Here is a 26,040-nt window from a genome sequence, read left to right as displayed (position 1 = left end):
GGCTTAACATAGCCAGTAATGGGAGGATATTTATGATTGATGCCAGCCTTATAAATTTACCATGGGCCACGCTGGTAACGCTGGCGTCGGGTTATATCGGCTACTTCATTGCTAACGTGGGACTGAAAGACCATCACAAGCCAATTGATGTTACTTTTTCAACATTGATTTTTGGCCTGTTCGCAGCAATGGTGTATCAGGCTTTTATCTGGGTTGGGTGTGGAGAATACTTTGCTGCATTCCCGGCTGTAGTGTACGCCTTTGCAAATGGTGCCTGGTGGCGTAAGTACGGACGTAAATGGATGTATAAATTTTTGCGTGACCATGATATTTCTTGGTCAGACAGCACCAGCTCAGCATGGCAGCAGATGTTTGGTCATACTGATTATCGGGTTACTGAGGTTTATATAATTCTGAAAGATGGCTCTGGGCTTTTGTCGCGCTTACCCGGCAACTATGAAGGATTACCAAACGGACCCTTTACCCTGGGCGATAAAGGAGATGTTGTGCTGTATGTTACTCATCGTAGTCCTGCAAACAGTGATGAATGGGAAAAATATAATAATACAGTGGATTCTCCATGGGGTGCGCTGGCAACCTGGGTTCCTGCAGATCAGATTGCCAGAATTGATATCAGAAGGGTTTGTGCGAACCATTCAGTCGACTGAGAGATTTATTTTTTCCCAAGCGGTGCTGGCGGGGTATCAGCGGTGGATGATAGAGTGGGTCTGTCTGATTCATCCTGTTCAAGATTTGTTTCAACAGTAATGTAGTCTTCACTCTTTGGATTTTCTGAATACTCTACGGGTGAGTTGTTATCGGTTTTGTTGTTCATTGGAACGATCCTTCTGGGAATAAGTTGTGGAAACTGGATTCTAGTGCGGTCAGAAGGATGGTTTCAATGGGCAGTAAACGATGAAATTCTTCTTTCACATACTGAAAATTAATTACAGTAATCTGTCCCTCTATGTCCCCGTATTAATCACTATATCCCCGAATTATCTCACGTCACCCTTCCAAATATCTCACGTCTGATCATCAAACACCGCTAACCGTTGCCGTTGGAGGCCACCCAGCGCCAGAGGCGACCCAACGCGTGGTCAGCGCAGGCGCACCCGCCGACATGCTGCTGCTGGCCGTCGCGCCGGAAAAACTGGTTGGTTTTTCATCCTTTGATTTTTCTCGTCAGACCGCCATCCCGTTTCACGAAGACATTCGGGCTTTACCGAAACTGGGCAAGCTGGCGGGACGCGCCAGCACACTCTCGCTTGAAGCGCTACTGGCGCTTAAACCCGACCTGGTGATTGACTGCGGCAATGCCGATGAAACCTGGCTTTCTCAGGCCAGACAAGTCAACGCGCAAACGCAAATTCCCTGGCTGCTGATTAATGGCGAACTGCGGCTCAGCCCGCAACAGCTACTCGCGGCAGGTGAAGCGCTGGGAGTTGCAACACGGGCCAGGACTCAGACCAAACTGGCCCAGCGTTTTATTGATGAAGCCCTCGCGTTTTCACACTCTCCCGCAGCAAAGCTGCGTTTTTATGCCGCGCGCGGCGCCCGCGGACTTGAAACAGGATTACAAGGTTCATTGCATACCGAAGCGGCAGAACTACTGGGATTACACAATGTGGCGCAAATTCCTGGGCTGCACGGGCTGGCGCAGGTTTCAATGGAAAACCTGTTGAGCTGGCAGCCCGATATTATTCTGGTACAGGATGCGATTACGGCACAGTACCTGCGAGAAGATCCCGTCTGGCAAGGAGTCAAAGCGATTGCCGATCGGCGCATTCTGTTTCTCAGCGGCCTGCCGTTTGGCTGGCTGGACGCGCCTCCCGGCATCAATCGTTTGCTGGGGTTACGCCGTCTGCATGCCTGGCTTGATCCACAGGTTGAAGCGGGCTTTAAAACCGATATGCAGCGCTACAGTGAACTGTTCTGGCACACCACGTTAAGCGACGCACAGTATCAACAACTGGTGAGCGTCTGATGAAAACATCTACCCTCGGTTTTCTGATGATTACGACGGTGGTGCTTTGCGCGAGCATCGCCGCGGTGTCGGGTGCTTATCGCCTCGATGCACAACAGGTCGTGGATCTTATTGCGGGCAGGGATGGCGTCCCGATGCAGGACAAAATCGTCTTCTGGCAAATCCGACTGCCGCGCATTCTGGCTGCATTGTTACTCGGCGCAGCGCTGGCTGGCGCAGGAACCACTTATCAGGGAATGTTCCGTAACCCACTGGTTTCGCCGGATATCCTCGGCGTGGCGGCCGGTGCCGGTTTGGGCGCCTGTACGGCAATCCTGCTGGGGCTACCAATCCTGTTTATTCAGCTGTATGCGTTCACTGGCGGTTTGTTAGTGGTCGCCGGTGTCTGGCTGATTACCCGGCGAGTCAAGCGTCACGATCCGGTGTTAACACTGGTGCTGGTCGGGATTGCGCTGGGTACGGTCTGCGGAGCGGGAATTTCACTCATCAAAACGTTGGCCGACCCGTATACCCAACTCCCGTCGATCACCTTCTGGCTGCTCGGCGGTTTATCGACAATTACTCTGCACGATCTGTGGTTCTCAGCACCGCTGATCCTTGCTGGACTGGTCCCGTTATTGCTGCTGCGCTGGCGCATGAACCTGCTCACTCTGTCGGATGATGAAGCCCGATCGCTTGGGATCAACGTCTCCCGACTGCGGCTGGGACTGATCGTCTGCGCAACGTTAGTCACCGCCTGTACCGTCGCCATTGCCGGCATTATCGGCTGGATTGGACTGGTGGTGCCGCACATCGGCAGACTCCTCAGCGGGAATAACCACCAGCAGTTACTGCCGGTGTCCATGGGGATCGGCGCCATTCTACTCCTGCTCACCGACACCCTCGCCCGCACGCTGAGCCGCACGGAAATCCCGCTGGGGATCCTGACTGCATTTATTGGCGCACCGTTCTTTTTGCTGCTTTTGCTGCGGGGAAACCGCCCATGACGCTATTACTCGTGCGCCACGCGTCGCTGGGATACCACAGTAAACAACCCGTGTTACGTGATATCTCCTTTCAGGTTTCGCCCGGTTCTGTCTGTTGTCTGATTGGTGCTAACGGCAGCGGTAAAACCACCCTGATGCGCACCATTCTCGGCGTTCTTCCGCCGCTTCGCGGTGACATTCTGCTTGATGGCGTCGCGGTGAATCATCTCAGCGATCTGGAACGCGCCGCAGCCATCGCCTGGGTTCCTCAGGCGCACGACGGCGCGTTTGCCTTCACCGCGCTGGACATGGTGATGATGGGACTGGCCCCGCAACTGGCGGCATTTGCGGTTCCCGGCGCTAAAGAGCGTGAAATTGCACATCAGCAACTGGCGATGCTGGAGATTTCTCACCTGGCACTTCGACGCTGGAACACCCTGAGCGGCGGCGAACGGCAACTGGTGTTGATCGCTCGCGCGCTGGCGCAACGTCCGCGTCTTTTATTGCTGGATGAACCCGCATCCAGCCTTGATTTTGGGCATCAAATCCGTCTGCTCGACAGGCTGGTGACGCTGAAAAATTCCGGTATGGCCCTGCTGATGTCGACCCATCACCCGTTGCACGCCCGGGCAATCGCCGACAGCGTGGTACGGGTTGAACCAAACGGCGAGGTGTCGCAGGGGCTGCCTGAACATCAGCTCGCCGCCGACCGCCTGGCCGCGCTGTATCGCGTTACACCGTCACAAATTACCCACCATCTTTATGGTTCACTCAATTAAGGAATACTCATGCTCATTGACGACATTGATTTTGCCGATCTTTACCGTAAGCAATTACAGTTGGCGAACAGAACCGAGAAAAAGCCGGAGCACTGGGACAAACGTGCGGAAAAAATGGCGGAGAATTGCGCCTCATTAACCGACAGCTATCTGTTGCAACTGCTGGGGAAAATCGACCTGCAAGGTGCAGAGTCGCTGTTTGATATGGGTTGCGGCCCCGGTACAGTCTCGCTGGCGCTGGCTAAAAAAATGCCAATAATTTACGGCGTAGATTACAGCAAGGGAATGCTGAGCGTAGCTGCCCGCCGCGCCGCACAAATGAACGCCCGTCACGTACAATGGGTGCAACGAGCCTGGGAAGAGCACTGGGATGATTTACCCCAGTGCGATATCGCCGTCGCCTCGCGCTCCACGCTGGTTGCCGATATGCGCCAGGCAATGAGCAAGCTGAATAATCAGGCCCGGCTGCGGGTTTATACCACCCACCTCGTCAGTTCATCTTTCGTTTCTCCCACCATTCAGCGCGCACTGGGCCGCGAAGTGATTGAACTGCCCAACTATATCTATGCGCTTAATGTTCTGTATCAGATGGGGATCCACGCGCACGTTGATTTTATCCGCGGTCCCAACTGTCAGCAGGACAACAGCATCTGGACGCGTTTTCTGGAAAACGTGCGCTGGAGTATGGGTGAACTGAGCGCCGACGAGGTCGAACGTCTGGAAAACTGGTATCAACAGCAGGATCCACGCGCTATTGCCCCCGCCAGCCGTGACTGGGCGCTTATCTGGTGGGACAGCATCCCGCGGGAGGCGCTGCGATGATCTACTTTTCGCAGGCGCAAATTGACGCGCTGCTGCTGGAAGATATTCAGGGCGGCGATCTGACCACCCGCGCGCTGGGTATCGGCGCCCAACCAGGCGTCATCGAGTTTAGCCATCGCCAGGGCGGATGCGTTAGCGGTACCGCTGTTGCCAGACAAATGCTGACTTCATTGGGATTAACCGTCACCGATATTTTGTCCGATGGCGAACGGGCGAACGCCGGACAGCGACTGATTCGCGCACACGGACCAGCGGCGGCGCTGCACCAGGGCTGGAAAGCGGTACAAAATGTACTGGAGTGGAGCTGCGGCGTGTCGGGCTATCTCGTCGAGATGCTGAGCATGCTGCATCAACGCTATCCCGATGGGCAGATTGCCTGCACCCGCAAAGCCATTCCCGGTACGCGTTTACTGGCGACTCAGGCAATACTTGCCGCCGGGGGCATTATCCATCGGGGAGGATGCGCCGAAACGGTACTGCTGTTTGCTAATCACCGCCGTTTCCTTACCAACCCAAACGACTGGACAGGCGCGATTGCGCGCTTACGCAGCCATGCGCCAGAAAAAAAGATCGTGGTCGAAGCGGATACGCCAGATGAGGCATTGGCCGCCCTACGCGCCGCCCCAGATGTCCTACAACTCGACAAATTTACCCCCGAGCAAGCGGCAGAAATTGCCCGTCAGGCCCCTGCTCTGGCCCCCCATTGCACGCTGGCGCTGACCGGCGGCATTACCCTCGCCTCGCTGGCGGGTTATCTCGACTGCGGTATCAGACTCTTTATCACTTCCGCGCCTTACTACGCTCCACCTGCGGATATCAAAGTGAGCCTGAGCCCGGACGCACGTGGCCTATAACATCAAAAAATGGACTAAAAATAATGAATTTCAACAAAAGTTGTCTTTACACAGCCCTGTCGTTTGCTTTCGCGCACAGTGCTTTTGCTGGGCAGGAAAGCGAAACCATGACCGTCTGGTCTAGTCCGGTCTCCGCGGCCACCACCACGGTTCTCGGCCAGGAAACGATACAACAGCTGGATAAACAGAACGTGGCGCAGGCGCTGAGCGTCGTCCCTGGCGTCGTGCTGCAAAAGTCAGGCAACCGCAACGAGCAACAGGTAAAAGTGCGCGGATTTGACAGCCGTCAGGTTCCCGTCTTTTTCGACGGCGTGCCGATGTACATCCCCTATGACGGCAACCTCGACTTAGGCCGTTTTCTGACATCCGATATCGCTTCGGTTGAAGTCTCCAAAGGCTACTCGTCTCTGTTACAGGGGCCAAACCAGATGGGCGGCGCCATCAATATCACTACAAAAAAACCGACCAAACCGCTTGAAGGCAGCATTGGCTATCGCCAGGGCTGGAGTCGCAGCAAAGACAACGCCCACGATATGCACGCTTCATTTGGCGCCAGTAACGATCTCGGCTATATCCAGCTCAGCGGCAGTCAGCTGAAGCAGGATTTTCTTGGATTACCGCATGGCGTGGACAACCCGGTTGCGGGCAGTCACGGCAAGATGATCAACTCTTCCGCTGATGACAAGCGTGGCATCGTGAAGCTGGGCTTTACCCCTCGTGGAGATGATGAATATGTGCTGACCTATATAAATCAGGACGGTGAAAAAGATAATCCACCGTACGCCGGAACCAGCAGCCAGAAATCACGCTACTGGCAATGGCCACAATACGATAAAGAGAGCTATTACTATCAGGGAACCACGCATCTGGGCGACCGTTTTACCCTGAAAAGCCGTCTGTATCGCGACACCTTTGAAAATACGTTGATGATGTACAACTCGCTGGCCGACCTGAAAAATGAGAAAGGCAGCTACAGCCATTATTCGGACTATAGCGATGGGGCTGGCCTGCAGCTCGCTGCGGATATACGAGAAAACGATCTGCTCTCTTTCGCCGTGAACTGGAAGGACGATGTTCACCGCGAGAAAGGCGCACCGAATGCGGCTTACGACCGCTACGAAGACCGCACCTGGTCCGTAGCCAGTGAATACCAGTGGGCTGCGGCGGATAATGTCGATGTGGTGGCGGGAATAAGCTATGACTGGCGAGACAGTCTGGAAGGTATGAAGCACGAGAAAAACGGCAGCGTCACGCACTACGATGACAACAATCAGTCGGCCTTTAACTGGCAGGTGATGACCAAATACCACTTTGAAAATTCAGACACATTAGCGCTGTCTTACTCTGACAGAACGCGTTTCCCAACGTTAAAAGAACGCTACACGACCTCGAAACCGGCCTATAACCAGGTGGCCCTGGTCAATCCACAGCTTAAACCGGAGCGCGCCCGCAGCGTCGACCTGACATGGAATGGTTCACTTAGCCAGAACTGGGGATTCGAAGCCAGCGTGTATTACAACCGCATCAGCGACGCGATTCTTTCGCACAATATTGATGCCGACACCATCCAGAATCAAAACAGTGGTCGGGTGGATTACACCGGCCTGGATGCAGGCGTTAAAGGTAAAGTTTTTGATATGCTGGACGTCGGGCTGAGCTACGGCCTTATTCATGCGGACGCCAAACGCAGCGATATCGGTAAGATTACCGATCTGCCGACGCAAACCCTGACCGCCTGGATGACGCTGAAACCGTGGGAGCCACTCAGCATTACGCTGTCCGAAGAGGCCCGTTCGTCGAGCTATAGCAATACCGACGGCTCGCAGAAAGCCGCTGGTTTCGCCATTACCCATTTGCGCGCTGATTACGCCATTGGTCACGGGTTTAGCGTTAACGCTTCGGTCAATAACCTGTTCGATACGCAGTACGTTTACAGTGAAGGATTTTTTGAAGAGGGGCGTAATTACTGGGCGGGCATTGAGTATCAGTTCTGACTTAACAATGCAGAAAAACGGCCCCGTCAGGGGCCGTTCGATTAATCTCGTCGTACAAGCCGAAAGACACCCAGCACAACAATCGCGCCGACCACGGCCACCAGGAAGCTGTGGAGATTAAACCCGCTGATATCGCCGCCGATACCGAACATCGTAGCCAGCCATCCACCGACCACAGCACCGATAATACCGAGAATGCAGGTCAGGATAAATCCACCGCCATCGCGCCCCGGCATAATCAGTTTGGCGATAACCCCCGCAATCAGACCAAAAATAATCCAGGTAATAATTCCCATTTCCAGGCCCTCTTTCCAGTGAACGCACGCGCAAGACATTCTTGCGCCAGCATGTTAAGTATAGGCAAGCCATCGCTACGTGCTTTTTCCCTCAGACTTAATTCATTGGGTTTGGTAAAAAATTTCATCCATTTGTATTAAGTTCCGTTGATTGATGCCGATAATCCAACGATAAACCAGGCATCCAGGAGTCATTAGGTGTGAGTAACTACAATGAGCAGTTCCTGAAGCAAAATCCGTTAGCGGTGTTAGGCGTACTCCGGGACTTAAATTCGCAGCAGGTTCCGCTGCGTATCTCCTGGTCAGGTGGCCAGTTCATCAGCAAAATACTGGCGGTCAGCCCGGATGAACTGATCATGGATTTTGGTAGTCAGGAATATGAAAACCAGGCCGTGCAGCGAGCCAATCAAATTACGATTATCGCCGAAACGCAGGGAGCCAAAGTGGAGTTCACCCTGCCACAGCTGAAAAAAGGCGAATACCAGCGACTACCCGCATTTATCTCATCATTGCCGCCATCTCTGTGGTTCGTCCAGCGTCGGGAATATTTCCGTATCGGTGCTCCACTGCATCCCCCCTATCGCTGCACGGTAAAAATGCCGGATAACAGCACGCTGTGTTTTCGCCTATTCGATTTGTCTCTTGGCGGTATGGGCGGGCTGTTAGAAACGGCAAAACCAGAGGGACTGGTAGAAGGCATGCGCTTTTCACAGGTTGAACTGAACATGGAGCAATGGGGAGTGTATCAGGTGGACGCCCAGCTAATTTCCATTAGCGAACGCAAAGTTATCGACGGGAAAAACGAAACAATTACCACTCCCCGCCTGAGCTTTCGTTTTCTCAACGTCGGCCCGGCGGTGGAGCGTAACCTACAGCGGATTATTTTTTCCCTCGAGCGCGAGGCCCGGGAAAAGTCGAATAAGGTGCGCGATTAGCATCACCTGAATTACATCACATCCAGCGCTTGTTGAAGCTTCCAGATATAGCGCGGAGCCTGCGGCGCCGGATGATTATCCGCAACATGTTCAATAAATTCATCCGGGCTGAGATCGTTTATCTTATTAATGGCTTTTTTCCTGTCGGAGGAGAACGTTCGCAGCAGCGCGCCCGCACCGTTGGCGTACGATACCACCAGCGCATATTGCATCACCTGCGGATCTTTGATCCCGGCCAGCGGCCCGGTCTCAAGAATGCTCAGGTATGCGGCCCCCATCGAGATATTGCGCTCAGGATTTTTCAGCTCGCTGGTTGACGGCTCGCCACTCCACCCCATGCGACGATAAACATCACGCCCTGACGTCGAGGCTTTTAACTGCATCAGGCCAATCGCATTAGACTTACTGACCGCATTCGGGTTTCCACCTGATTCAATGGCGATGATCGCGGTAATCAATTGTGGACTGACACCCCAGGCCGCACCGGCTTTTTCGCTGATCGGCATCCATTGCATTGCGCGTTTAACCGGAACTTCAGCATTCCACGGCGGATTTTTGTAATCCTGTTTTGAACTACAGCCCGCAAGTAATACAACCAAAAAAGCAAACCATCTCAATTTCACGTCATCTATCCTTATAGCCGGAACCTGTCGCTGAGGTGACAACGACATACCTACGCGGCATGATATACATTTGGTTTTAGTTGTAGCAAGGAAATGCCATGTCCCGGTTTCACTTAATTGCCCCGTCGGGCTACTGTATCAACCAGCAGGCTGCCTTACGCGGGCTGGCGCGTCTTACTGAGGCCGGTCATCAGGTCGACAATTCAGCGGTCATTGCGCGCCGCTGCCAGCGTTTTGCGGGTACAGAAGCAGAACGGCTTGCTGATGTGAACGCGCTCGTAAATCTGAACACGCCCGATACCATTGTGATGGCAGTACGCGGCGGCTATGGCGCGAGCCGTTTACTGGCAGAGATTGACTGGCAGGCGCTGGCGAACCGTCAGCAACACAACCCGCTGCTGCTGTGCGGACACAGCGATTTTACCGCGATCCAGTGTGGTCTGCTGGCGCAGGGGAATGTGATTAGCTTCAGCGGCCCGATGCTGGCGGCTAACTTTGGCGCCGAGGAGATGAACGCATTTACCGAGCACCATTTCTGGCAGGCTGTTCGCAATGCCCAATTTACCCTCGAGTGGCAAGGTAACGGTCCGGCATGTGCGACCGAAGGTACGCTATGGGGCGGAAATCTGGCGATGCTCATTTCTCTGATGGGCACGCCGTGGATGCCCGCTATCGAAAACGGCATTTTGGTGCTGGAAGACATTAACGAGCATCCTTTTCGCATTGAACGCATGCTGCTGCAACTGTATCACGCAGGAATACTGGCCCGACAAAACGCCATTATCCTCGGCAGTTTTAGCGGCAGCGCACCTAATGATTACGACGCGGGTTACAGTCTTGACTCAGTTTGTGATTTTCTACGCGCCAGGTTATCGGTTCCGGTGATCGACGGCCTCGATTTTGGTCATGAACAACGCACCGTCACCTTGCCGTTGGGGGCAAGAGCGGTACTGAAAAATGATAAAAACGGCGCTCAGCTCACCTTAAGCGGGCATCCGACACTTAAATCGTAAAAAAAGCGGTTAACAGGGCTAAGTAAAACGCTGTTTCTGTCGTTATTATGTTAGGGTTTATAAATACGAAACAGCGTAATTCAGGAGTAACCGAACGTTGGATGCCGCAGCAATAATTAGCCTTTTTATTTTGGGTTCCGTACTCGTCACCTGCAGTATCTTACTCAGTTCATTCTCATCACGTCTTGGTATCCCTATTCTGGTGATATTTCTCGCTATTGGTATGTTAGCGGGAGTCGACGGCGTGGGCGGTATTCCTTTCGATAACTACCCTTTCGCCTATATGGTGAGTAACCTGGCGCTGGCGGTTATCCTGCTCGACGGCGGGATGCGCACCCAGGCCAGCTCATTTCGTGTCGCGTTAGGCCCGGCGCTGTCGCTGGCGACCGTCGGGGTGCTGATTACCTCCGGACTCACCGGCATGATGGCCGCGTGGCTGTTTCATCTGGATCTTATCGAAGGACTCCTGATTGGCGCGATTGTCGGTTCAACCGATGCCGCGGCGGTTTTTTCCCTGCTCGGCGGCAAGGGGCTTAACGAACGTGTTGGCTCTACGCTGGAAATTGAATCCGGGAGTAATGACCCGATGGCGGTGTTTTTAACCATCACGCTTATCGCCATGATTCAAAATCACGAGACTGGATTAAGCTGGATGTTTGCGGTGCATATTATCCAGCAGTTCGGCTTAGGGATCATACTGGGCCTCGGTGGGGGCTACCTGCTTCAGCAAATGATTAACCGCATTTCACTGCCTGCCGGGCTTTATCCGCTACTGGCCTTAAGCGGTGGGATACTGATTTTTGCCCTGACCACTGCACTGGAAGGCAGCGGTATTCTGGCGGTCTATCTGTGTGGTTTCCTGCTGGGTAATCGCCCCATCCGCAACCGATTTGGCATTCTGCAAAACTTCGACGGTCTGGCATGGCTGGCGCAAATCGCCATGTTCCTGGTGCTGGGACTGCTGGTTACGCCGTCCGACCTGCTGCCTATCGCGATCCCTGCGCTGATTTTGTCTGCATGGATGATATTCATTGCCCGTCCGCTGTCGGTCTTCGCCGGACTGTTGCCGTTTCGTGGCTTCAATCTGCGCGAGCGCATTTTCATCAGTTGGGTGGGCCTGCGCGGTGCAGTCCCCATCATCCTCGCCGTGTTCCCAATGATGGCGGGTCTGGAGAATGCGCGCCTGTTCTTTAACGTCGCGTTCTTCGTGGTTCTGATCTCGCTGCTGTTTCAGGGAACGTCGCTTTCCTGGGCCGCCAAAAAAGCCAAAGTGGTGGTTCCTCCCGTCGGCTGGCCCGTTTCGCGCATTGGTCTGGATATTCATCCGGAAAACCCCTGGGAGCAGTTTGTTTATCAGCTCAGCGCGGATAAGTGGTGTGTAGGAGCCGCACTGCGCGACTTGCATATGCCGGAAGAGACGCGAATTGCCGCCCTGTTTCGTGACAACGTGCTGTTTCACCCATCCGGCAGTACGCGGCTGCGCGAAGGCGACGTTTTGTGCGTCATTGGTCGTGAGCGCGATCTCCCTGCTCTCGGCAAACTGTTCAGCCAGTCGCCGCCGGTGTCGTTAGACCAGCGCTTCTTCGGTGATTTTATTCTCGAGGCCAGCGCAAAATATGCCGATGTGGCACTGATATATGGCCTGGAAGATGGCACAGAGTATCGTGATAAACAGCAAACGCTGGGTGAAATTGTTCAGCATCTGCTTGGTGCCGCGCCGGTCGTCGGTGACCAGGTTGAATTTGCTGGCATGATCTGGACGGTTGCTGAGAAAGAAGATAATGCGGTGCTGAAGGTCGGTGTTCGCGTTGCTGAAGATGAGGATGAGGCGCGTTGATGCTTTTTGCCGGGCGGCAGCAGCGCCTTGCCCGGTCTGCGCTCTGCGTCGCATAAACGGTGTAGCCGGATGAAACACATCAGCGTCGACATCCGGCTTTAGATACGTTACACCGTCACAACCGGCACGCGCAGCGCCAGAGAACACATCAACTCGTAGCCCACCGTACCCGCGGCGCTGGCCACATCGTCAATTTTAATCTCTTTGCCCCACAGCTCTACCGGCGTCCCGATCCCCGCTTGCGGACACGGTGTCAGATCTACCGCCAGCATATCCATTGAGACCGTCCCCACCGTTGTAGTGCGTACGCCGTCCACCAGCACCGGCGTTCCGCTTGGCGCATGGCGCGGGTAACCGTCTGCATACCCGGTCGCCACAATGCCAATGCGCTGCTCGCCGCTGGCGGTATAGCGTCCCCCGTAGCCCACCCGATCTCCAGCTTTCAGCGTCTGTATGCCGATTATCTCGCTGCTCAGGGTCATGACCGGTTTCAGGCCAGTATTGGCGATGTCCCGCCACTGTCCCGAAGGTGACGCGCCATACAAAATAATGCCCGGGCGCACCCAGTCATAATGTGCTTCAGGGTGCCACAGCGTGGCGGCCGAATTGGACAGCGACCGTCTGCACTCCAGCCCTTCTGTCGCCTGTGCAATCCGCGCCATAGCTTCCTGAATACCTTCCGGGTGCTCCGCATCTGCAAAGTGGGACATCAGCGTCATTTCACCGACGTTGGGCATTGCCCGCAGCTGTTGCCAGACCGTTGATACTCTTTCCGGTAAAAAACCCAGTCGGTTCATGCCGCTGTTCACCTTCAGGTAAACATCCAGCGGCGCGTTGAGACGCGCATTCTGCAGCGCTTTTAATTGCCAGTTACTGTGTACACAGGTGGTCAGACGATATTTGTCATACACCATCAGGTCTTCGGCGTGGAAAAATCCCTCCAGCATGAGTATCGGGCCTTTCCACCCGCGCTCACGCAGGGTTATCGCTTCTTCAAGATTGAGCATGGCAAAACCGTCGGTTGTGCCCAGCGCATTCCAGACACGTTCAATGCCGTGTCCGTATGCATTGGCTTTCACCACCGACCAGACGCGGGCGTCCGGCGCGGCCTGGCGGGTAATGGTCAGGTTTTGTTTCAACGCCTGCAGGTCAATGCTGGCCAGTATTGGGCGAGTCATCTCACGTCCTTATCAGTTATGTGCGCCATGTAAATGCCGTGGACGAGATGGGGTAAACCCCGGGCTGTAACGCGCCACGCTCAGATCGTCGTAAGGAATGGCTGGTGTGCGGCCAGACAGAATGTCGCTCAGCAACTGACCCGAACCGCAGGCCATGGTCCAGCCCAGCGTGCCGTGGCCGGTATTAAGCAGTAGATTCTTAAAGCGCGTTCGCCCGATCACAGGCGTACCGTCCGGCGTCATCGGACGCAGCCCGGTCCAGAAGGTTGCCTGCTCCACATGCCCACCGCGTGGGAAGAGATCGCGGACGACCATCTCCAGCGTCTCACGACGGGGTTGCAGCAATTCCGTATTGAAGCCGACAATCTCCGCCATGCCGCCAACGCGAATACGGTTATCAAAGCGGGTAATGGCGATTTTGTAGGTTTCATCAAGGATCGTTGAAACCGGCGCGCCGTCATCTTGCGCCACCGGAATGGTCAATGAATAGCCTTTGAGCGGATAGACCGGAATATCAACGATCCCCTTCAGCATCGCCGTAGAGTACGAGCCGAACGCCATTACATAGGCATCGGCTTTGACTATCTCCTCGCCACACTGAACGCCATAAATCTGCTCACCATCGCTCAACAGCTTATCGACCGGAGTATTAAAGCGAAATTTCACACCCGCCTGCTCCGCCATCAGCGCCAGACGCTGGGTAAACAGCTGGCAGTCACCGGTTTCGTCATTCGGTAAACGCAGACCGCCGGTCAGCTTGTGTGCCACTTCCGCCAGCGCCGGTTCAACTTCCGCCAGACGGCTTGCTTCCAGGAGCTGATACGGCACGCCGGCGTCTTCGAGGACGGCGATGTCGCGGGTCGCGTTCTCATACTGTTGAGCGGTACGGAACAGTTGTAACGTTCCGCCCTGGCGTCCTTCGTACTCGATACCGGTAGAGGCGCGTAGCGCTTTCAGGCAATCACGGCTGTATTCCGCCAGTCGCACCATCCGGCCCTTGTTTTCCATGTAATGGCTGGTGTCGCAGTTGCGTAGCATCTGCCACATCCATTTCAACTGGAACTGCGTCCCGTCGAGGCGAACGGCCAGCGGCGCGTGGCGCTGAAACATCCATTTAATTGCTTTAAGCGGTACGCCTGGCGCCGCCCAGGGTGCTGCATAACCTGGAGAGATTTGCCCCGCGTTCGCCGCACTGGTTTCCAGTGCCGGACCGGGCTCACGATCAATGACGGTGACATCGTGTCCAGCCTGACTTAAGTACCAGGCGCTGGTCACGCCAACGACACCACTTCCCAGTATGACAACTCGCATAGCCACTCCGTTAACAGTAAAAGAACAATCATCTAATTACATCTTGATAACTCAGTTGAAAATATTATTCAACATATGGCTTTTTTATGGTGACTTATCTCACATATGGCGGTGATGGCGGGGAACTCCCTGCTTTGGTATCTCCTGCTGTGCGTTATTTTTATCCAGCATAAAATTTTGCGGTCATACCGTTTTTCGACGCCTCGCTAACAAGAAATCGCAAAGAAAAAATTTCAGCCGCAGCACGTTTTTTAACACCATGATCTATGCTTGAAATGAGGTACTCCAGACAGAGAGTGCCGCCAACAATGAGGGTGCGCGAATGGCTACGATTGATTCCATGAACAAGGACAGCACACGGTTAAGCGATGGACCCGACTGGACGTTTGATCTGCTGGATGTCTATCTGGCGGAAATAGACCGCGTGGCGAAACTCTACAGACTGGATACCTACCCGCACCAAATCGAGGTGATCACCTCCGAACAAATGATGGACGCTTACTCCAGCGTCGGGATGCCAATCAACTATCCTCACTGGTCGTTTGGTAAAAAATTTATTGAAACCGAGCGTTTGTATAAGCATGGTCAGCAGGGGCTGGCCTATGAGATTGTTATCAACTCCAATCCGTGTATCGCGTATTTGATGGAGGAGAACACCATCACCATGCAGGCGTTGGTGATGGCGCATGCCTGCTACGGACATAACTCCTTCTTTAAAAACAACTATTTGTTCCGTAGCTGGACGGATGCCAGCTCCATCGTTGATTACCTGATCTTCGCGCGAAACTATATTACCCAGTGTGAAGAGCGTTACGGCGTGGATGAAGTCGAAAAGCTCCTCGACTCCTGTCACGCGCTGATGAACTACGGCGTGGATCGTTACAAACGCCCGCAAAAAATCTCCCTACAGGAAGAGAAAGCCCGACAGAAAAGCCGTGAAGAGTATCTGCAAAGCCAGGTAAATATGTTGTGGCGTACGCTGCCGAAGAAAGAGCAAGAGAAAACCGTTGCGGAAGCCCGACGTTATCCTTCTGAACCGCAGGAGAATCTGCTGTATTTCATGGAGAAGAACGCCCCGCTGCTGGAATCCTGGCAACGCGAAGTGCTGCGCATTGTGCGCAAGGTCAGCCAGTATTTTTATCCGCAGAAACAGACGCAGGTGATGAACGAAGGGTGGGCCACTTTCTGGCATTACACCATCCTTAATCACCTTTATGACGAAGGTAAAGTCACCGAGCGGTTTATGCTGGAGTTTTTACATAGCCATACCAACGTGGTATTCCAGCCGCCGTACAACAGCCCGTGGTATAGCGGGATAAATCCCTATGCTCTGGGTTTTGCCATGTTCCAGGATATTAAACGAATTTGTCAGTCGCCTACCGAAGAGGACAAATACTGGTTCCCGGATATAGCGGGTTCTGACTGGCTGGAAACCCTGCATTTCGCGATGCGCGATTTCAAAGATGAGAGCTTCATCAGCCAGTTCCTGTCACCGAAGGTTATGCGTGATTTCCGCCTGTTCACCGTGCTGGATGACGATCGTCATAATTATCTGGAGATTTCCGCGATTCACAACGAGGAAGGATATCGTGAGATCCGCAACAGGCTGTCGTCGCAATATAACCTGAGCAACCTTGAGCCGAATATTCAAATCTGGAATGTCGATCTGCGCGGCGACCGCTCGCTCACCTTGCGCTATATTCCGCATAACCGCGCTCCGCTGGATAAAGGACGCAAAGAGGTGCTCAAGCATGTGCACCGGCTCTGGGGTTTTGACGTGATGCTGGAGCAGCAGAATGAAGACGGCAGTGTGGAGCTGCTGGAGCGTTGCCCGCCGAGGATGAACGGTCTGTAAATCTTATTGCCGGATGGCGACGCGAAAACCTCTTATCCGGCCTACAATGCATTTCGTAGGCCGGATAAGGTGCGATTAGCGCCCCTGAATAGCTAAATCGCCCGGCAGGTTTTTCTGCATACGATGCCAAATCTCGCCGCTGTCGTGACCATAGCGACGCACCGTTTCATATACCTGCTCATGAGCACCCTGATCACAAAGTTCTGACAGCTTACGGTAAAAGCTCAGCGCCAGCGCGCGGGCTTCCGGATTGGCGAAATAATGGCGGCCAATGCGGGTATATAATCCCTTCATTCCATTGAGGATCAAACCGTAAATCGGATTGCCAGAGGCAAATGCCAGACCGCGGAAAATGTTATAGTCCAGATCGGCGAATGCATCAGCATGGTCGGCCACCTGATTTGCCGTTGCCAGAACCTCCTGCGCTTTATCAGGATGCTGGCGAAACGCGGTACGAACAAAGATCGTCGAGATGTTGGTACGCACGGACAGCAGATTATCAATAAGCTGCGGCACGCTCTCGTGATCGAGACGCGCCAGCGTTTCAAGGATATTTAGCCCGGAGGTTTCCCAGAAGTTATTCACCTTCGTCGGCTTGCCGTGTTGAATGGTCAACCAGCCGTCCCGCGCCAGACGCTGTAATACCTCGCGTAACGTGGTACGTGTCACTCCAATCAGTTCAGAGAGTTCACGTTCAGCAGGCAAAATAGTGCCAGGTGGGAAGCGGTTATTCCAGATACTTTCAATGATGTACTCTTCCGCGAACCCAGCCGGGCTTTGCGCCTTAATGACCATAGTGATAATTCCATTACACAGCAAAACATAGTTACAGTTATCATACCAGACGGGCTACATGGCTGATAGCTGACGCAATGAAGAAAAAGTGGATCAAGGCTTCATTTTCCAGATTACGCTGAAGCACAGCCAGCCTTGTCCGTCGCGTGAATAGCTTGCCTGTACTTCCTCCTCCCGCTAAGCTTTGCGGTCAAACATAAAAACATGATTTCATTTTTAAAGGTAGGGAAATCACCATGGAGCTATCATGGGGCCGCGCTATGTGGCGCAATTTTTTAGGTCAATCACCTGACTGGTACAAACTTGCACTACTCGTATTCTTAGTCGTTAACCCGGTAATATTTTTCATCAATCCCTTTATTGCGGGCTGGCTGTTGGTGGCCGAGTTCATTTTTACGCTGGCGATGGCGTTAAAATGTTACCCGCTGCTACCAGGCGGGCTGCTAGCCATCGAGGCGGTCATCATCGGCATGACCAGCGCCACACATGTGCGTGAAGAGGTTGCCGCTAACCTTGAGGTGCTATTGCTGCTGATGTTTATGGTGGCTGGCATCTACTTTATGAAGCAGTTGCTGCTGTTTATTTTCACCCGCCTACTGCTTACGATTCGCTCCAAGATGCTGCTGTCGCTGGCATTTTGCGTTGCCGCCGCCTTCCTTTCTGCATTCCTGGATGCGCTGACCGTCGTTGCCGTGGTAATCAGCGTAGCGGTTGGTTTTTATGGTATCTACCATCGTTTCGCTTCTTCCCGCACGGAAGACAACAATATGCTCGATGACAGCCATATCGATCAGCACAATAAGGTCGTACTGGAGCAGTTCCGTGGTTTTCTGCGCAGCCTGATGATGCATGCGGGTGTCGGTACAGCGTTAGGCGGCGTAATGACTATGGTCGGCGAACCGCAAAACCTGATTATCGCCAAAGCGGCTGGCTGGCATTTTGGTGACTTTTTCCTGCGCATGTCGCCGGTCACCGTCCCGGTGCTGATTTGCGGCCTGTTAACCTGCATGCTGGTTGAGAAATTGCGCTGGTTTGGCTATGGCGAAACGCTGCCGGAGACCGTCCGCGATGTCCTGCAACAGTTTGACGATCAAAGCCGTCAGCAGCGTACTCGTCAGGAAAAAATCAAACTGATTGTTCAGGCGATTATCGGTATCTGGCTGGTGGTTGCCCTGGCCCTGCATCTGGCGGAAGTCGGATTAATCGGTCTGTCCGTCATTATCCTGGCCACGTCGTTGACCGGCGTTACTGACGAACACGCGATTGGTAAAGCGTTTACCGAGTCGCTGCCTTTCACCGCCCTGCTAACCGTGTTCTTCTCTATCGTTGCGGTGATTATCGATCAACAGCTCTTTTCACCGATTATTCAGTTTGTTTTGCAGTCCTCTGAACATGCTCAACTGACGCTGTTCTATCTCTTTAACGGCCTGCTATCTTCTATCTCTGATAATGTGTTTGTCGGCACCATTTACATTAACGAAGCCAAAGCCGCGTTGGAACATGGGACCATCAGCCTTAACCAATTTGAGCTGTTAGCGGTGGCGATCAATACCGGGACTAACCTGCCTTCCGTTGCTACACCAAACGGCCAGGCGGCATTCCTGTTCCTGCTGACCTCTGCGCTGGCGCCATTAATTCGACTCTCTTATGGCCGCATGGTGTGGATGGCTCTGCCTTATACTCTCGTCCTGACGCTGGTTGGTCTGCTTTGCGTCGAGTTCACGCTTGTTCCGGTGACTGAGTGGATGACCAAGGCGGGCTGGTTAGCTACACTTTCATAACAATTTACCGGGCAAATCACTGCCCGGTTTGACTTTTTGCATGATAATTATCCGATTACTCAAATTTTCAATTCCTGCTAGTGGCGCATAAATTGAATTGGTTTAAACTGCGCTCTCTACGCATGTTGCAGGGAAATTATTATGTTGCGATTTTTAAACCAGTGCTCCCGAGGTCGTGGTGCATGGTTATTGTTGGCGTTAACCGCCTTTGCGCTGGAGCTTGTCGCGCTGTGGTTCCAGCACGTCATGCTGCTAAAACCTTGCGTGTTGTGTATTTACGAACGTAGCGCATTATTTGGCGTGATGGGCGCGGGGCTGGTGGGGGCTATCGCACCAAAAACGCCGCTGCGCTATGTGGCGATGATTATCTGGATTTACAGTGCCTGGCGCGGACTGCAGTTAGCGTATGAGCACACCATGATTCAGTTGCACCCATCACCGTTTATGACCTGTGATTTTGCCGCACGCTTCCCGAGCTGGCTGCCGCTGGACAAATGGCTGCCGCAGGTGTTTTTAGCATCCGGTGACTGTGCTGAACGCCAGTGGTCTTTTTTAACCCTGGAAATGCCACAGTGGCTGTTGGGGATCTTCGCCGCTTACCTGGTGGTCGCCGTGCTGGTAGTCATAGCACAGCCGTTTAAACCGAAAAAACGTGACCTCTTCGGTCGCTAACAGAGACGCTCCTTCGGGAGCGTTTTTTTTGCCTTAAATTCATTGCCTGCTGGCATCTATAAGATGTATATTAAATGCATCTTATAGATGCCACACCAAGGAGATGTCTGATGTCCCATTTACGCATCCCGGCAAACTGGAAAGTAAAACGCTCTACTCCCTTCTTTACCAAAGACAACGTCCCGGCAGCACTTCTTTCTCACCATAACACCGCAGCAGGCGTGTTTGGACAGCTCTGCGTGATGGAAGGTACGGTAACGTATTATGGCTTTGCCAATGAAGACGCAAAAGAACCTGAAGTGAAAGTGGTGATTAATGCCGGTCAGTTCGCAACCAGCCCACCGCAGTACTGGCATCGCGTTGAATTAAGCGACGATGCGCAATTCAACATTAACTTCTGGGTGGAAGATGACAACCACTCCGATGAGATGTATCAGGCGAAAAAGTCTTAACCCTTAACGCCTGCTAATCGATGGGCGGCTCAGTCCGCCCATGAAGGTTTGTTCAGGATATGATCCTGCCAGTCACGTACTTCCGATTCTTTCACCGCAATATGACGAACTGAGATACGTTCACCGTGCATCGCCGCTTTTGATCCTGTCAGCAACGGGTGCCACTCCGGTAGCCCTTTTCCTTCTGCGAGCAGACGATAGGCGCAGGTCATCGGCAACCATTCAAAAGTCGGCAGATTATCACGCGTCAGTTTGATGCAGTCAGGCTCGTACTCGAATCGACGTTCGTAATTACGACACTGGCAGGTTTTAATGTTGAGCTGACGACAGGCGACGTTGGTAAAGTAGATTTCGTCAGTGTCTTCATCCATCAGCTTATGCAGGCAGCATTGACCGCACCCGTCACATAATGACTCCCACTCGGCATCGGTCATTTCATCAAGGGTTTTACTTTGCCAGAAAGGTATGTCGCTCATCAGGGTTTCCGCTATTGCAATAAAGCTGCACCTTATAACCAGTCTGGCACGCTGATGCAAGTTTTGCCGCCCGAAAAGGCGGCAAGCAGAGATTACAGCACGCGGGTTGTTAGCGTTTGACCGTGAAAACTGATGGCCAGTTCGTCGCCGCTGCTTAAAGGTCCCACGCCTGCTGGCGTTCCCGTTAACACCACATCGCCCGCTTTGAGGGTAAAGAAACGGCTCATATAAGCAATCAAGGGAACGATGTGATGGATCATGTCCGCCGTGGAGCCGTGCTGGCGAGTTTCACCGTTGACCGTTAATCCAAGCATCGTATCCTGCGGGTCGCCATTAAATTCCGCCACCGGAATAAATCCTGACAGCGGGCAAGAGTTATCAAAACCCTTCGCTTTTTCCCATGGCTGCCCCGCCTTCTTCATTTTGCCCTGAATATCGCGCAGGGTCAGATCCAGCGCGACACCATAACCGGCGATGGCTTTACGCACATGATCTTCTGTCGCTTGCCGCAGGGTCGCGCCAATCAGCACAGCCAGCTCAACTTCATGGTGGACAGACCCCATATCAGATGGGATCACCAGCGGCTGGCGCAAATCGCACAGCGCGGTTTCCGGTTTAATAAACAGAACCGGTTCTTCCGGGGTGGTTCCGCCCATCTCTTTAATATGGTTAGCATAGTTACTCCCTACGCAAACCACCTTACTCACCGGATAATCCAGCAGAGCACCATGCCAGTTGTGATGTTGATACATTACTTTCCCCTAACGTAGTCATAGATTTCAGGTACTGCATCGATGGAACGTGCTGCTGCCGGATGCAGTTTAACGTTTAGCGTCTGGTGTATTTTGTTTTGCCGCTGCCAGATGCTGTTTAAGTAAATCTTCTGGCGGCGGGGGTATTTGTAAATAATAGCCCTGCTCGGTCAGGGCCTGTTTTACTTTTTCAAGATCGGCATTAACTAATTTTTTTCGCCCATCAAGCGGTAACATCATTGCCAGCGTCGGCTGACCAAATCCTCTCATCAGTTCTTCAGGAACGCGCGAGAAATCGTCTTTTTTTTCGACATATAAATAGGTCTGGTCACGTTTGCTGCTTCGGTAGATCACACAAAACATATCTTTTACTCTGAATTCACGGAATGGTGGCTTGCCTCAATATAATACTGACTATAACATGCCTTATAGTCTTCGGAATATCACCCCGCGCTGGGGATGATAAATAGCAAATTGAGTAAGGCCAGGATGTCAAACACGCCAATCGAGCTTAAAGGCAGTAGCTTCACCTTATCAGTGGTTCATTTACATGAAGCAGAACCCGAGGTTATTCGTCAGGCGTTGGAAGACAAAATCGCGCAGGCACCGGCTTTTTTAAAACATGCTCCCGTGGTGGTTAACGTGAGTGGTCTTGAAAGCCCAGTAAACTGGTCAGCGCTGCAGAAAGTTGTCGCGTCTACCGGATTGCGCATTATTGGCGTTAGCGGATGCAAAGACGCCAGACTAAAGGCAGAAATCGACGAAATGGGTCTTCCTTTACTGACTGAAGGTAAAGAAAAAGCTATTCGTCCTGCGCCTGTTGAGGTCCCGGCTCCCGTCGCTCCGCCGCAAAACGTTACTCCCATCACAAAAACACGATTAATAAATGTGCCGGTTCGTTCCGGTCAGCGCATTTATGCTCCACAATGTGATCTGATTGTTACAAGCCACGTCAGTGCGGGCGCAGAGCTTATCGCTGATGGCAATATTCATGTTTATGGAATGATGAGAGGCCGTGCGCTGGCAGGTGCAAGCGGCGATCGTGAAGCGCAAATTTTTTGTACCCATCTGACGGCAGAACTGGTGTCTATCGCAGGTGTTTATTGGCTGAGTGATAAAATCCCAGCAGAATTTTATGGCAAAGCGGCCCGTCTGCAATTAGCAGAGAACGCTTTGACAGTTCAACCGTTGAATTGATCCCTTTTTAACAAGGAATTTCTATGGCACGCATTATTGTTGTTACTTCGGGTAAAGGGGGCGTTGGCAAAACCACCTCCAGCGCGGCCATCGCTACAGGTTTGGCCCAGAAGGGAAAGAAAACTGTCGTTATTGATTTTGATATCGGCCTGCGTAACCTCGATCTGATTATGGGTTGTGAACGCCGCGTCGTTTACGACTTCGTCAACGTTATTCAGGGCGATGCGTCGTTAAATCAGGCGTTAATCAAAGATAAGCGTACCGAAAATCTCTTTATTCTTCCGGCATCACAGACTCGCGATAAAGACGCGCTGACGCGTGAAGGCGTCGCGAAAGTTCTGGACGACCTGAAAACGATGGAATTCGATTTCATCGTCTGCGACTCCCCAGCGGGTATTGAAACCGGCGCGCTGATGGCCCTGTATTTTGCCGATGAAGCGATTATCACCACTAACCCGGAAGTCTCCTCTGTACGTGACTCTGACCGTATTCTGGGTATTCTGGCGTCGAAATCTCGTCGTGCGGAAAACGGTGAAGATCCGATTAAAGAGCATTTGTTGCTGACGCGCTACAACCCTGGCCGCGTAAATAAAGGTGACATGCTGAGCATGGAAGACGTACTGGAAATTCTGCGAATCAAGCTAGTTGGCGTGATTCCTGAAGATCAGTCAGTCCTGCGCGCGTCTAACCAGGGTGAGCCGGTTATTCTCGACATCAATGCTGATGCCGGTAAAGCCTATGCTGATACCGTAGACCGTCTGTTGGGAGAAGAACGTCCTTTCCGCTTCATTGAAGAAGAGAAGAAAGGTTTCCTCAAACGCCTGTTCGGAGGATAAGTTATGGCATTACTGGATTTTTTTCTCTCGCGGAAAAAGAGCACAGCGAACATCGCTAAAGAGCGACTGCAGATTATTGTTGCGGAACGTCGTCGTAGTGACGCCGAGCCACATTATTTACCGCAACTGAGGAAAGATATTCTCGAGGTTATCTGCAAGTATGTACAAATTGATCCCGAAATGGTCACCGTACAGCTTGAACAAAAAGACGGCGATATTTCTATCCTCGAACTTAACGTGACATTACCTGAAGCTGAAGAGTCTAAATAACGGCTTTGCTCAGTGAGTTATAGTTGCAAAAAAGGCAGATTATTCTGCCTTTTTTATTTTCAGTTTCTTGCCAGCTGTTGCGGATTTATTCCAAAGTAAACTTTGGGTAGTTTTCGGCAAAATAGCGGCGCAAATACTCAACCGTAATACGGATTTTTGCCGACGTCGCCAGCCGAGAAACATAAACCGCCCATATATTTGCTGGTTGATAATACTCGGGCAATACGTGTACCAGATGTCCACCGGCAATGTTGTCGCAAACGTCCCACCACGAACGCAGGGCAATTCCCTGCCCATCAAGACACCACTGATGTACCACTTCGCCATGATTAGACGACAGAGGCCCCGTAACTTTAATTGAGTGAGCGCCCTCTTTATTACGCATTTGCCAGATACCAAACGGATGGTCGCGCTCTTTGATAACCAGACAAGGAAAAGTGGAGAGATCGTTGAGTTGCTTCGGCGTCCCATGCTGCGCCACAAATTCCGGCGAGGCGCACAGAATACGGTAGTTAGTCGCCAGCTTGCGGGCAATCAGGTTCGGCGCGATATCATCCCCGATACGAATATCAAGATCGACGCCCTCATTCACCATATCCACCAGGCGGTCTTCAACATCGAACCTCAGTTCTAGCTGCGGGTACGCTTTTGCCAGCGCAGACAGCGCCGGAGCCACCACCCGACGGCCAAAGCCAAAGCTACTAATAATGCGTAGCATCCCCTGCGGGATCTGCCTGGCATCAGACAACTCGTCCATCATCTGATCGACATCCTGCAGGATCCGCTGCGCCCATTCGTAGATCCGCTCCCCCTCTTCCGTGATGGTTACACGCCGCGTTGTCCGGTGCAGCAGCACCACGTTCAGTGTCTGCTCCAGCAGGGCTACTCGCTTACTGATAAAAGCCGGTGATACACCCAGTTCCTCGGCAACGGCGGCAAATCCTGCCCGACGGGCAACCAGCATAAAGACGCGTAAATCATTTAGCAGCGGCAGATTATTCATGATCTGTGTTTTATGTTTCACCAGTTAGGGGGATTAACTCTTAATCAGTCAATTATAGGATAAGGGGAAAGTCAATTTTGATGGCGTACAAGTGAGAGCTGCTATGAAGAAAACCTGTCGTATTGCCGCTATCCCCGGAGATGGCATTGGTAAAGAAGTGCTGCCTGAAGGCATTCATGTGTTACAGGCAGCCGCCGAGCGTTGGGGGTTGTCGTTCAGCTTTGAGCAAATGGAATGGGCCAGCTGCGAGTACTACACCCATCACGGCAAAATGATGCCGGATGACTGGCATGAGCAGTTGCAATCCTTTGATGCTATCTATTTTGGCGCCGTTGGCTGGCCGGACACCGTACCGGACCACATCTCTTTATGGGGCTCGCTGCTTAAGTTTCGCCGCGAATTCGACCAGTACGTCAACCTGCGTCCGGTACGCCTGTTTCCGGGAGTCCCTTGCCCACTGGCGGGCAAGCAGCCAGGCGACATTGATTTCTACGTCGTACGCGAGAACACCGAGGGAGAATACTCTTCTCTCGGCGGACGCGTGAGTGAAGGGACGGAACACGAGATGGTTATCCAGGAGTCGATCTTCACCCGTCGCGGCGTAGATCGTATATTGCGTTACGCCTTCGAGCTGGCGCAAAACCGCCCGCGCAAAACCCTGACCTCGGCGACCAAATCCAATGGTCTGGCCATCAGCATGCCTTACTGGGACGAGCGTGTTGAAGCAATGGCGGCTAACTATCCTGAGATCCGTTGGGATAAACAGCATATCGATATACTGTGCGCCCGCTTTGTGATGCAGCCGGAGCGCTTTGACGTTGTGGTTGCTTCCAACCTGTTCGGCGACATCCTCTCCGATCTGGGTCCGGCCTGTACCGGGACGATTGGCATCGCACCTTCTGCCAACTTAAACCCGGAACGCACCTTCCCGTCCCTGTTCGAGCCAGTACATGGTTCGGCTCCCGATATTTACGGAAAAAACATCGCCAACCCGATTGCCACTATCTGGGCTGGCGCCATGATGCTGGACTTCCTTGGCAACGGTGATGCCAACTATAAGGCTGCCCACGACGGTATTCTGGCGGCAATTGAGCACGTTATTGCCAGTGGCCCGAAAACGCCGGATATGAAAGGCAGCGCCACCACGCAACAGGTGGGAGAAGCCATCTGTCAGGCACTACGTTAGAGGTCAAACCACGAAATATGAGCCGCGTCACTGACGCGGCTTTTTTGTGCACAGAAAACCCCCAGCTAGGCTGGGGGTTCCGGAAAGCTTTCAGCTTTGGGCCAGTTATTAAAACCCCTTTTGATTTGTTAAAACACATTGCGGTCTGGCAACTGCAAATGTTTAACAAGA

27 protein-coding genes and 2 pseudogenes are annotated in these 26,040 nt (G+C 52.8%); 18 read left to right on the top strand and 11 right to left on the bottom strand.

What is annotated here, in order from left to right; translation table 11 throughout:
• Positions 1 to 32 precede the first annotated feature (32 nt).
• On the top strand, positions 33 to 668 hold the full coding sequence (locus BZK42_RS18400) for a hypothetical protein (RefSeq protein ID WP_080859681.1): 636 nt from the start codon (positions 33 to 35) through the stop codon (positions 666 to 668).
• A gap of 5 nt (positions 669 to 673) precedes the next feature.
• Here the strand turns inward: BZK42_RS18400 and BZK42_RS28740 are convergent, their stop codons facing one another.
• Positions 674 to 835 carry a hypothetical protein gene (locus tag BZK42_RS28740; protein ID WP_158083366.1) on the bottom strand — a complete coding sequence of 54 codons (162 nt, stop codon included), beginning with the start codon at positions 833 to 835 and terminating at the stop codon, positions 674 to 676.
• Positions 836 to 997: 162 nt separating this feature from the next.
• On the opposite strand from BZK42_RS28740, the gene BZK42_RS18395 reads away from it, so the two are divergent.
• The 6 genes from BZK42_RS18395 to BZK42_RS18370 are packed head-to-tail and all read left to right on the top strand — an operon-like array spanning position 998 to position 7,401.
• A complete protein-coding gene (locus BZK42_RS18395) occupies positions 998 to 1,987 on the top strand; it encodes an ABC transporter substrate-binding protein (protein WP_143329706.1) in 990 nt (329 codons plus the stop codon).
• Positions 1,988 to 2,013: 26 nt separating this feature from the next.
• Positions 2,014 to 2,973, top strand: a complete 960-nt coding sequence (locus BZK42_RS18390) for a FecCD family ABC transporter permease (RefSeq protein WP_369707202.1) — start codon at positions 2,014 to 2,016, stop codon at positions 2,971 to 2,973.
• Positions 2,970 to 3,731, top strand: a complete 762-nt coding sequence (locus tag BZK42_RS18385) for an ABC transporter ATP-binding protein (RefSeq protein WP_080859678.1) — start codon at positions 2,970 to 2,972, stop codon at positions 3,729 to 3,731. The genes BZK42_RS18390 and BZK42_RS18385 overlap by 4 nt, the downstream gene beginning before the upstream one ends.
• A 9-nt stretch (positions 3,732 to 3,740) precedes the next feature.
• A complete protein-coding gene (locus tag BZK42_RS18380; protein ID WP_080859675.1) occupies positions 3,741 to 4,553 on the top strand; it encodes a class I SAM-dependent methyltransferase in 813 nt (270 codons plus the stop codon).
• Complete coding sequence (modD, locus tag BZK42_RS18375) at positions 4,550 to 5,407, top strand: ModD protein (protein ID WP_047416626.1); 858 nt, start codon at positions 4,550 to 4,552, stop codon at positions 5,405 to 5,407. Before BZK42_RS18380 ends, modD begins: the two co-directional genes overlap by 4 nt.
• A 23-nt stretch (positions 5,408 to 5,430) precedes the next feature.
• Positions 5,431 to 7,401, top strand: a complete 1,971-nt coding sequence (locus tag BZK42_RS18370) for a TonB-dependent receptor plug domain-containing protein (protein ID WP_080859672.1) — start codon at positions 5,431 to 5,433, stop codon at positions 7,399 to 7,401.
• A gap of 41 nt (positions 7,402 to 7,442) precedes the next feature.
• On the opposite strand, the gene BZK42_RS18365 is transcribed toward BZK42_RS18370, so the two are convergent.
• The gene (locus tag BZK42_RS18365; RefSeq protein ID WP_016153363.1) at positions 7,443 to 7,697 is read right to left on the bottom strand and encodes a GlsB/YeaQ/YmgE family stress response membrane protein; all 255 of its coding nucleotides are present in this window, start codon (positions 7,695 to 7,697) and stop codon (positions 7,443 to 7,445) included.
• Between the two features lie 200 nt (positions 7,698 to 7,897).
• Here BZK42_RS18365 and ycgR point away from each other — a divergent pair, with 200 nt between their 5' ends.
• Positions 7,898 to 8,632, top strand: coding sequence for a flagellar brake protein YcgR (ycgR, locus tag BZK42_RS18360; protein WP_016153364.1), 735 nt, complete (start codon positions 7,898 to 7,900; stop codon positions 8,630 to 8,632).
• Between the two features lie 11 nt (positions 8,633 to 8,643).
• On the opposite strand, the gene emtA is transcribed toward ycgR, so the two are convergent.
• The gene (gene emtA, locus BZK42_RS18355; RefSeq protein WP_080859670.1) at positions 8,644 to 9,255 is read right to left on the bottom strand and encodes a membrane-bound lytic murein transglycosylase EmtA; all 612 of its coding nucleotides are present in this window, start codon (positions 9,253 to 9,255) and stop codon (positions 8,644 to 8,646) included.
• A 98-nt stretch (positions 9,256 to 9,353) separates the two neighbouring features.
• Here emtA and ldcA point away from each other — a divergent pair, with 98 nt between their 5' ends.
• A complete protein-coding gene (gene ldcA / locus BZK42_RS18350) occupies positions 9,354 to 10,268 on the top strand; it encodes a muramoyltetrapeptide carboxypeptidase (RefSeq protein ID WP_080859667.1) in 915 nt (304 codons plus the stop codon).
• 97 nt (positions 10,269 to 10,365) lie between these two features.
• Positions 10,366 to 12,096: pseudogene (locus BZK42_RS18345) on the top strand (potassium/proton antiporter); the annotation flags it as partial.
• On the opposite strand, the pseudogene BZK42_RS29705 reads toward BZK42_RS18345, so the two are convergent.
• The 3 genes and pseudogenes from BZK42_RS29705 to BZK42_RS18335 form a co-directional block, all read right to left on the bottom strand.
• Positions 12,040 to 12,159: pseudogene (locus BZK42_RS29705) on the bottom strand (hypothetical protein); the annotation flags it as partial. The pseudogenes BZK42_RS18345 and BZK42_RS29705 sit on opposite strands and share 57 nt — an antisense overlap.
• Positions 12,160 to 12,212: 53 nt before the next feature.
• Entirely contained in the window at positions 12,213 to 13,283 is a 1,071-nt protein-coding gene (gene dadX / locus BZK42_RS18340; protein ID WP_016156782.1) for a catabolic alanine racemase DadX, read from the bottom strand.
• Between the two features lie 12 nt (positions 13,284 to 13,295).
• Complete coding sequence (locus BZK42_RS18335; RefSeq protein WP_046275019.1) at positions 13,296 to 14,594, bottom strand: D-amino acid dehydrogenase; 1,299 nt, start codon at positions 14,592 to 14,594, stop codon at positions 13,296 to 13,298.
• Positions 14,595 to 14,916: 322 nt separating this feature from the next.
• Between BZK42_RS18335 and BZK42_RS18330 the strand changes: the two genes are divergently transcribed.
• Positions 14,917 to 16,449, top strand: coding sequence for a SpoVR family protein (locus tag BZK42_RS18330; protein ID WP_080859664.1), 1,533 nt, complete (start codon positions 14,917 to 14,919; stop codon positions 16,447 to 16,449).
• Positions 16,450 to 16,524: 75 nt separating this feature from the next.
• On the opposite strand, the gene fadR is transcribed toward BZK42_RS18330, so the two are convergent.
• Complete coding sequence (gene fadR / locus BZK42_RS18325; RefSeq protein ID WP_016153370.1) at positions 16,525 to 17,244, bottom strand: fatty acid metabolism transcriptional regulator FadR; 720 nt, start codon at positions 17,242 to 17,244, stop codon at positions 16,525 to 16,527.
• Positions 17,245 to 17,480: 236 nt separating this feature from the next.
• On the opposite strand from fadR, the gene nhaB reads away from it, so the two are divergent.
• The 3 genes from nhaB (at position 17,481) to BZK42_RS18310 (ending at position 20,149) form a co-directional block, all read left to right on the top strand.
• Positions 17,481 to 19,025 carry a Na(+)/H(+) antiporter NhaB gene (nhaB, locus tag BZK42_RS18320; RefSeq protein ID WP_080859662.1) on the top strand — a complete coding sequence of 515 codons (1,545 nt, stop codon included), beginning with the start codon at positions 17,481 to 17,483 and terminating at the stop codon, positions 19,023 to 19,025.
• Positions 19,026 to 19,166: 141 nt separating this feature from the next.
• Positions 19,167 to 19,697 carry a disulfide bond formation protein DsbB gene (dsbB, locus tag BZK42_RS18315; protein WP_003844060.1) on the top strand — a complete coding sequence of 177 codons (531 nt, stop codon included), beginning with the start codon at positions 19,167 to 19,169 and terminating at the stop codon, positions 19,695 to 19,697.
• A 110-nt stretch (positions 19,698 to 19,807) separates the two neighbouring features.
• Positions 19,808 to 20,149: a TehB family protein gene (locus BZK42_RS18310; RefSeq protein ID WP_016153372.1), complete on the top strand. Its 342-nt coding sequence runs from the start codon at positions 19,808 to 19,810 to the stop codon at positions 20,147 to 20,149.
• A gap of 29 nt (positions 20,150 to 20,178) precedes the next feature.
• Here BZK42_RS18310 and BZK42_RS18305 read toward each other — a convergent pair whose 3' ends face one another.
• The 3 genes from BZK42_RS18305 to BZK42_RS18295 form a co-directional block, all read right to left on the bottom strand.
• Positions 20,179 to 20,625, bottom strand: a complete 447-nt coding sequence (locus tag BZK42_RS18305; protein WP_016153373.1) for a cysteine cluster protein YcgN — start codon at positions 20,623 to 20,625, stop codon at positions 20,179 to 20,181.
• Positions 20,626 to 20,717: 92 nt separating this feature from the next.
• Complete coding sequence (locus tag BZK42_RS18300; RefSeq protein ID WP_016156786.1) at positions 20,718 to 21,377, bottom strand: fumarylacetoacetate hydrolase family protein; 660 nt, start codon at positions 21,375 to 21,377, stop codon at positions 20,718 to 20,720.
• A 69-nt stretch (positions 21,378 to 21,446) separates the two neighbouring features.
• Positions 21,447 to 21,740, bottom strand: coding sequence for a YcgL domain-containing protein (locus tag BZK42_RS18295; protein ID WP_016153375.1), 294 nt, complete (start codon positions 21,738 to 21,740; stop codon positions 21,447 to 21,449).
• Positions 21,741 to 21,866: 126 nt separating this feature from the next.
• On the opposite strand from BZK42_RS18295, the gene minC reads away from it, so the two are divergent.
• The 3 genes from minC to minE are packed head-to-tail and all read left to right on the top strand — an operon-like array spanning position 21,867 to position 23,680.
• Positions 21,867 to 22,574 (top strand): septum site-determining protein MinC, encoded by a 708-nt coding sequence (gene minC / locus BZK42_RS18290; RefSeq protein WP_016153376.1) that lies wholly within the window; start codon positions 21,867 to 21,869, stop codon positions 22,572 to 22,574.
• 23 nt (positions 22,575 to 22,597) lie between these two features.
• A complete protein-coding gene (gene minD, locus BZK42_RS18285; RefSeq protein WP_003020956.1) occupies positions 22,598 to 23,410 on the top strand; it encodes a septum site-determining protein MinD in 813 nt (270 codons plus the stop codon).
• Positions 23,411 to 23,413: 3 nt separating this feature from the next.
• A complete protein-coding gene (minE, locus tag BZK42_RS18280; RefSeq protein WP_001185666.1) occupies positions 23,414 to 23,680 on the top strand; it encodes a cell division topological specificity factor MinE in 267 nt (88 codons plus the stop codon).
• An 85-nt stretch (positions 23,681 to 23,765) separates the two neighbouring features.
• On the opposite strand, the gene BZK42_RS18275 is transcribed toward minE, so the two are convergent.
• A complete protein-coding gene (locus BZK42_RS18275) occupies positions 23,766 to 24,683 on the bottom strand; it encodes a LysR family transcriptional regulator (protein ID WP_016153377.1) in 918 nt (305 codons plus the stop codon).
• Positions 24,684 to 24,786: 103 nt separating this feature from the next.
• Here BZK42_RS18275 and BZK42_RS18270 point away from each other — a divergent pair, with 103 nt between their 5' ends.
• Positions 24,787 to 25,869 carry a tartrate dehydrogenase gene (locus BZK42_RS18270; protein ID WP_080859661.1) on the top strand — a complete coding sequence of 361 codons (1,083 nt, stop codon included), beginning with the start codon at positions 24,787 to 24,789 and terminating at the stop codon, positions 25,867 to 25,869.
• The last annotated feature ends 171 nt before the right edge of the window (positions 25,870 to 26,040 follow it).

Origin of the sequence: Citrobacter braakii, assembly GCF_002075345.1 — a bacterium.
Lineage (GTDB): Bacteria > Pseudomonadota > Gammaproteobacteria > Enterobacterales > Enterobacteriaceae > Citrobacter > Citrobacter braakii.
Note: the sequence above shows the minus strand (reverse complement) of the source record. Positions and strands in the feature narration are given on the sequence as shown.

Coding starts and splice junctions, on each gene's coding strand:
- BZK42_RS18400 (WP_080859681.1), top strand. CDS start 33: ATGATTGATGCCAGCCTTATAAATTTACCATGGGCCACGCTGGTAACG.
- BZK42_RS28740 (WP_158083366.1), bottom strand. CDS start 835: ATGAACAACAAAACCGATAACAACTCACCCGTAGAGTATTCAGAAAAT.
- BZK42_RS18390 (WP_369707202.1), top strand. CDS start 2,014: ATGATTACGACGGTGGTGCTTTGCGCGAGCATCGCCGCGGTGTCGGGT.
- BZK42_RS18385 (WP_080859678.1), top strand. CDS start 2,970: ATGACGCTATTACTCGTGCGCCACGCGTCGCTGGGATACCACAGTAAA.
- BZK42_RS18380 (WP_080859675.1), top strand. CDS start 3,741: ATGCTCATTGACGACATTGATTTTGCCGATCTTTACCGTAAGCAATTA.
- modD (WP_047416626.1), top strand. CDS start 4,550: ATGATCTACTTTTCGCAGGCGCAAATTGACGCGCTGCTGCTGGAAGAT.
- BZK42_RS18370 (WP_080859672.1), top strand. CDS start 5,431: ATGAATTTCAACAAAAGTTGTCTTTACACAGCCCTGTCGTTTGCTTTC.
- BZK42_RS18365 (WP_016153363.1), bottom strand. CDS start 7,697: ATGGGAATTATTACCTGGATTATTTTTGGTCTGATTGCGGGGGTTATC.
- ldcA (WP_080859667.1), top strand. CDS start 9,354: ATGTCCCGGTTTCACTTAATTGCCCCGTCGGGCTACTGTATCAACCAG.
- dadX (WP_016156782.1), bottom strand. CDS start 13,283: ATGACTCGCCCAATACTGGCCAGCATTGACCTGCAGGCGTTGAAACAA.
- BZK42_RS18335 (WP_046275019.1), bottom strand. CDS start 14,594: ATGCGAGTTGTCATACTGGGAAGTGGTGTCGTTGGCGTGACCAGCGCC.
- BZK42_RS18330 (WP_080859664.1), top strand. CDS start 14,917: ATGGCTACGATTGATTCCATGAACAAGGACAGCACACGGTTAAGCGAT.
- fadR (WP_016153370.1), bottom strand. CDS start 17,244: ATGGTCATTAAGGCGCAAAGCCCGGCTGGGTTCGCGGAAGAGTACATC.
- nhaB (WP_080859662.1), top strand. CDS start 17,481: ATGGAGCTATCATGGGGCCGCGCTATGTGGCGCAATTTTTTAGGTCAA.
- dsbB (WP_003844060.1), top strand. CDS start 19,167: ATGTTGCGATTTTTAAACCAGTGCTCCCGAGGTCGTGGTGCATGGTTA.
- BZK42_RS18310 (WP_016153372.1), top strand. CDS start 19,808: ATGTCCCATTTACGCATCCCGGCAAACTGGAAAGTAAAACGCTCTACT.
- BZK42_RS18305 (WP_016153373.1), bottom strand. CDS start 20,625: ATGAGCGACATACCTTTCTGGCAAAGTAAAACCCTTGATGAAATGACC.
- BZK42_RS18300 (WP_016156786.1), bottom strand. CDS start 21,377: ATGTATCAACATCACAACTGGCATGGTGCTCTGCTGGATTATCCGGTG.
- BZK42_RS18295 (WP_016153375.1), bottom strand. CDS start 21,740: ATGTTTTGTGTGATCTACCGAAGCAGCAAACGTGACCAGACCTATTTA.
- minC (WP_016153376.1), top strand. CDS start 21,867: ATGTCAAACACGCCAATCGAGCTTAAAGGCAGTAGCTTCACCTTATCA.
- minD (WP_003020956.1), top strand. CDS start 22,598: ATGGCACGCATTATTGTTGTTACTTCGGGTAAAGGGGGCGTTGGCAAA.
- minE (WP_001185666.1), top strand. CDS start 23,414: ATGGCATTACTGGATTTTTTTCTCTCGCGGAAAAAGAGCACAGCGAAC.
- BZK42_RS18275 (WP_016153377.1), bottom strand. CDS start 24,683: ATGAATAATCTGCCGCTGCTAAATGATTTACGCGTCTTTATGCTGGTT.
- BZK42_RS18270 (WP_080859661.1), top strand. CDS start 24,787: ATGAAGAAAACCTGTCGTATTGCCGCTATCCCCGGAGATGGCATTGGT.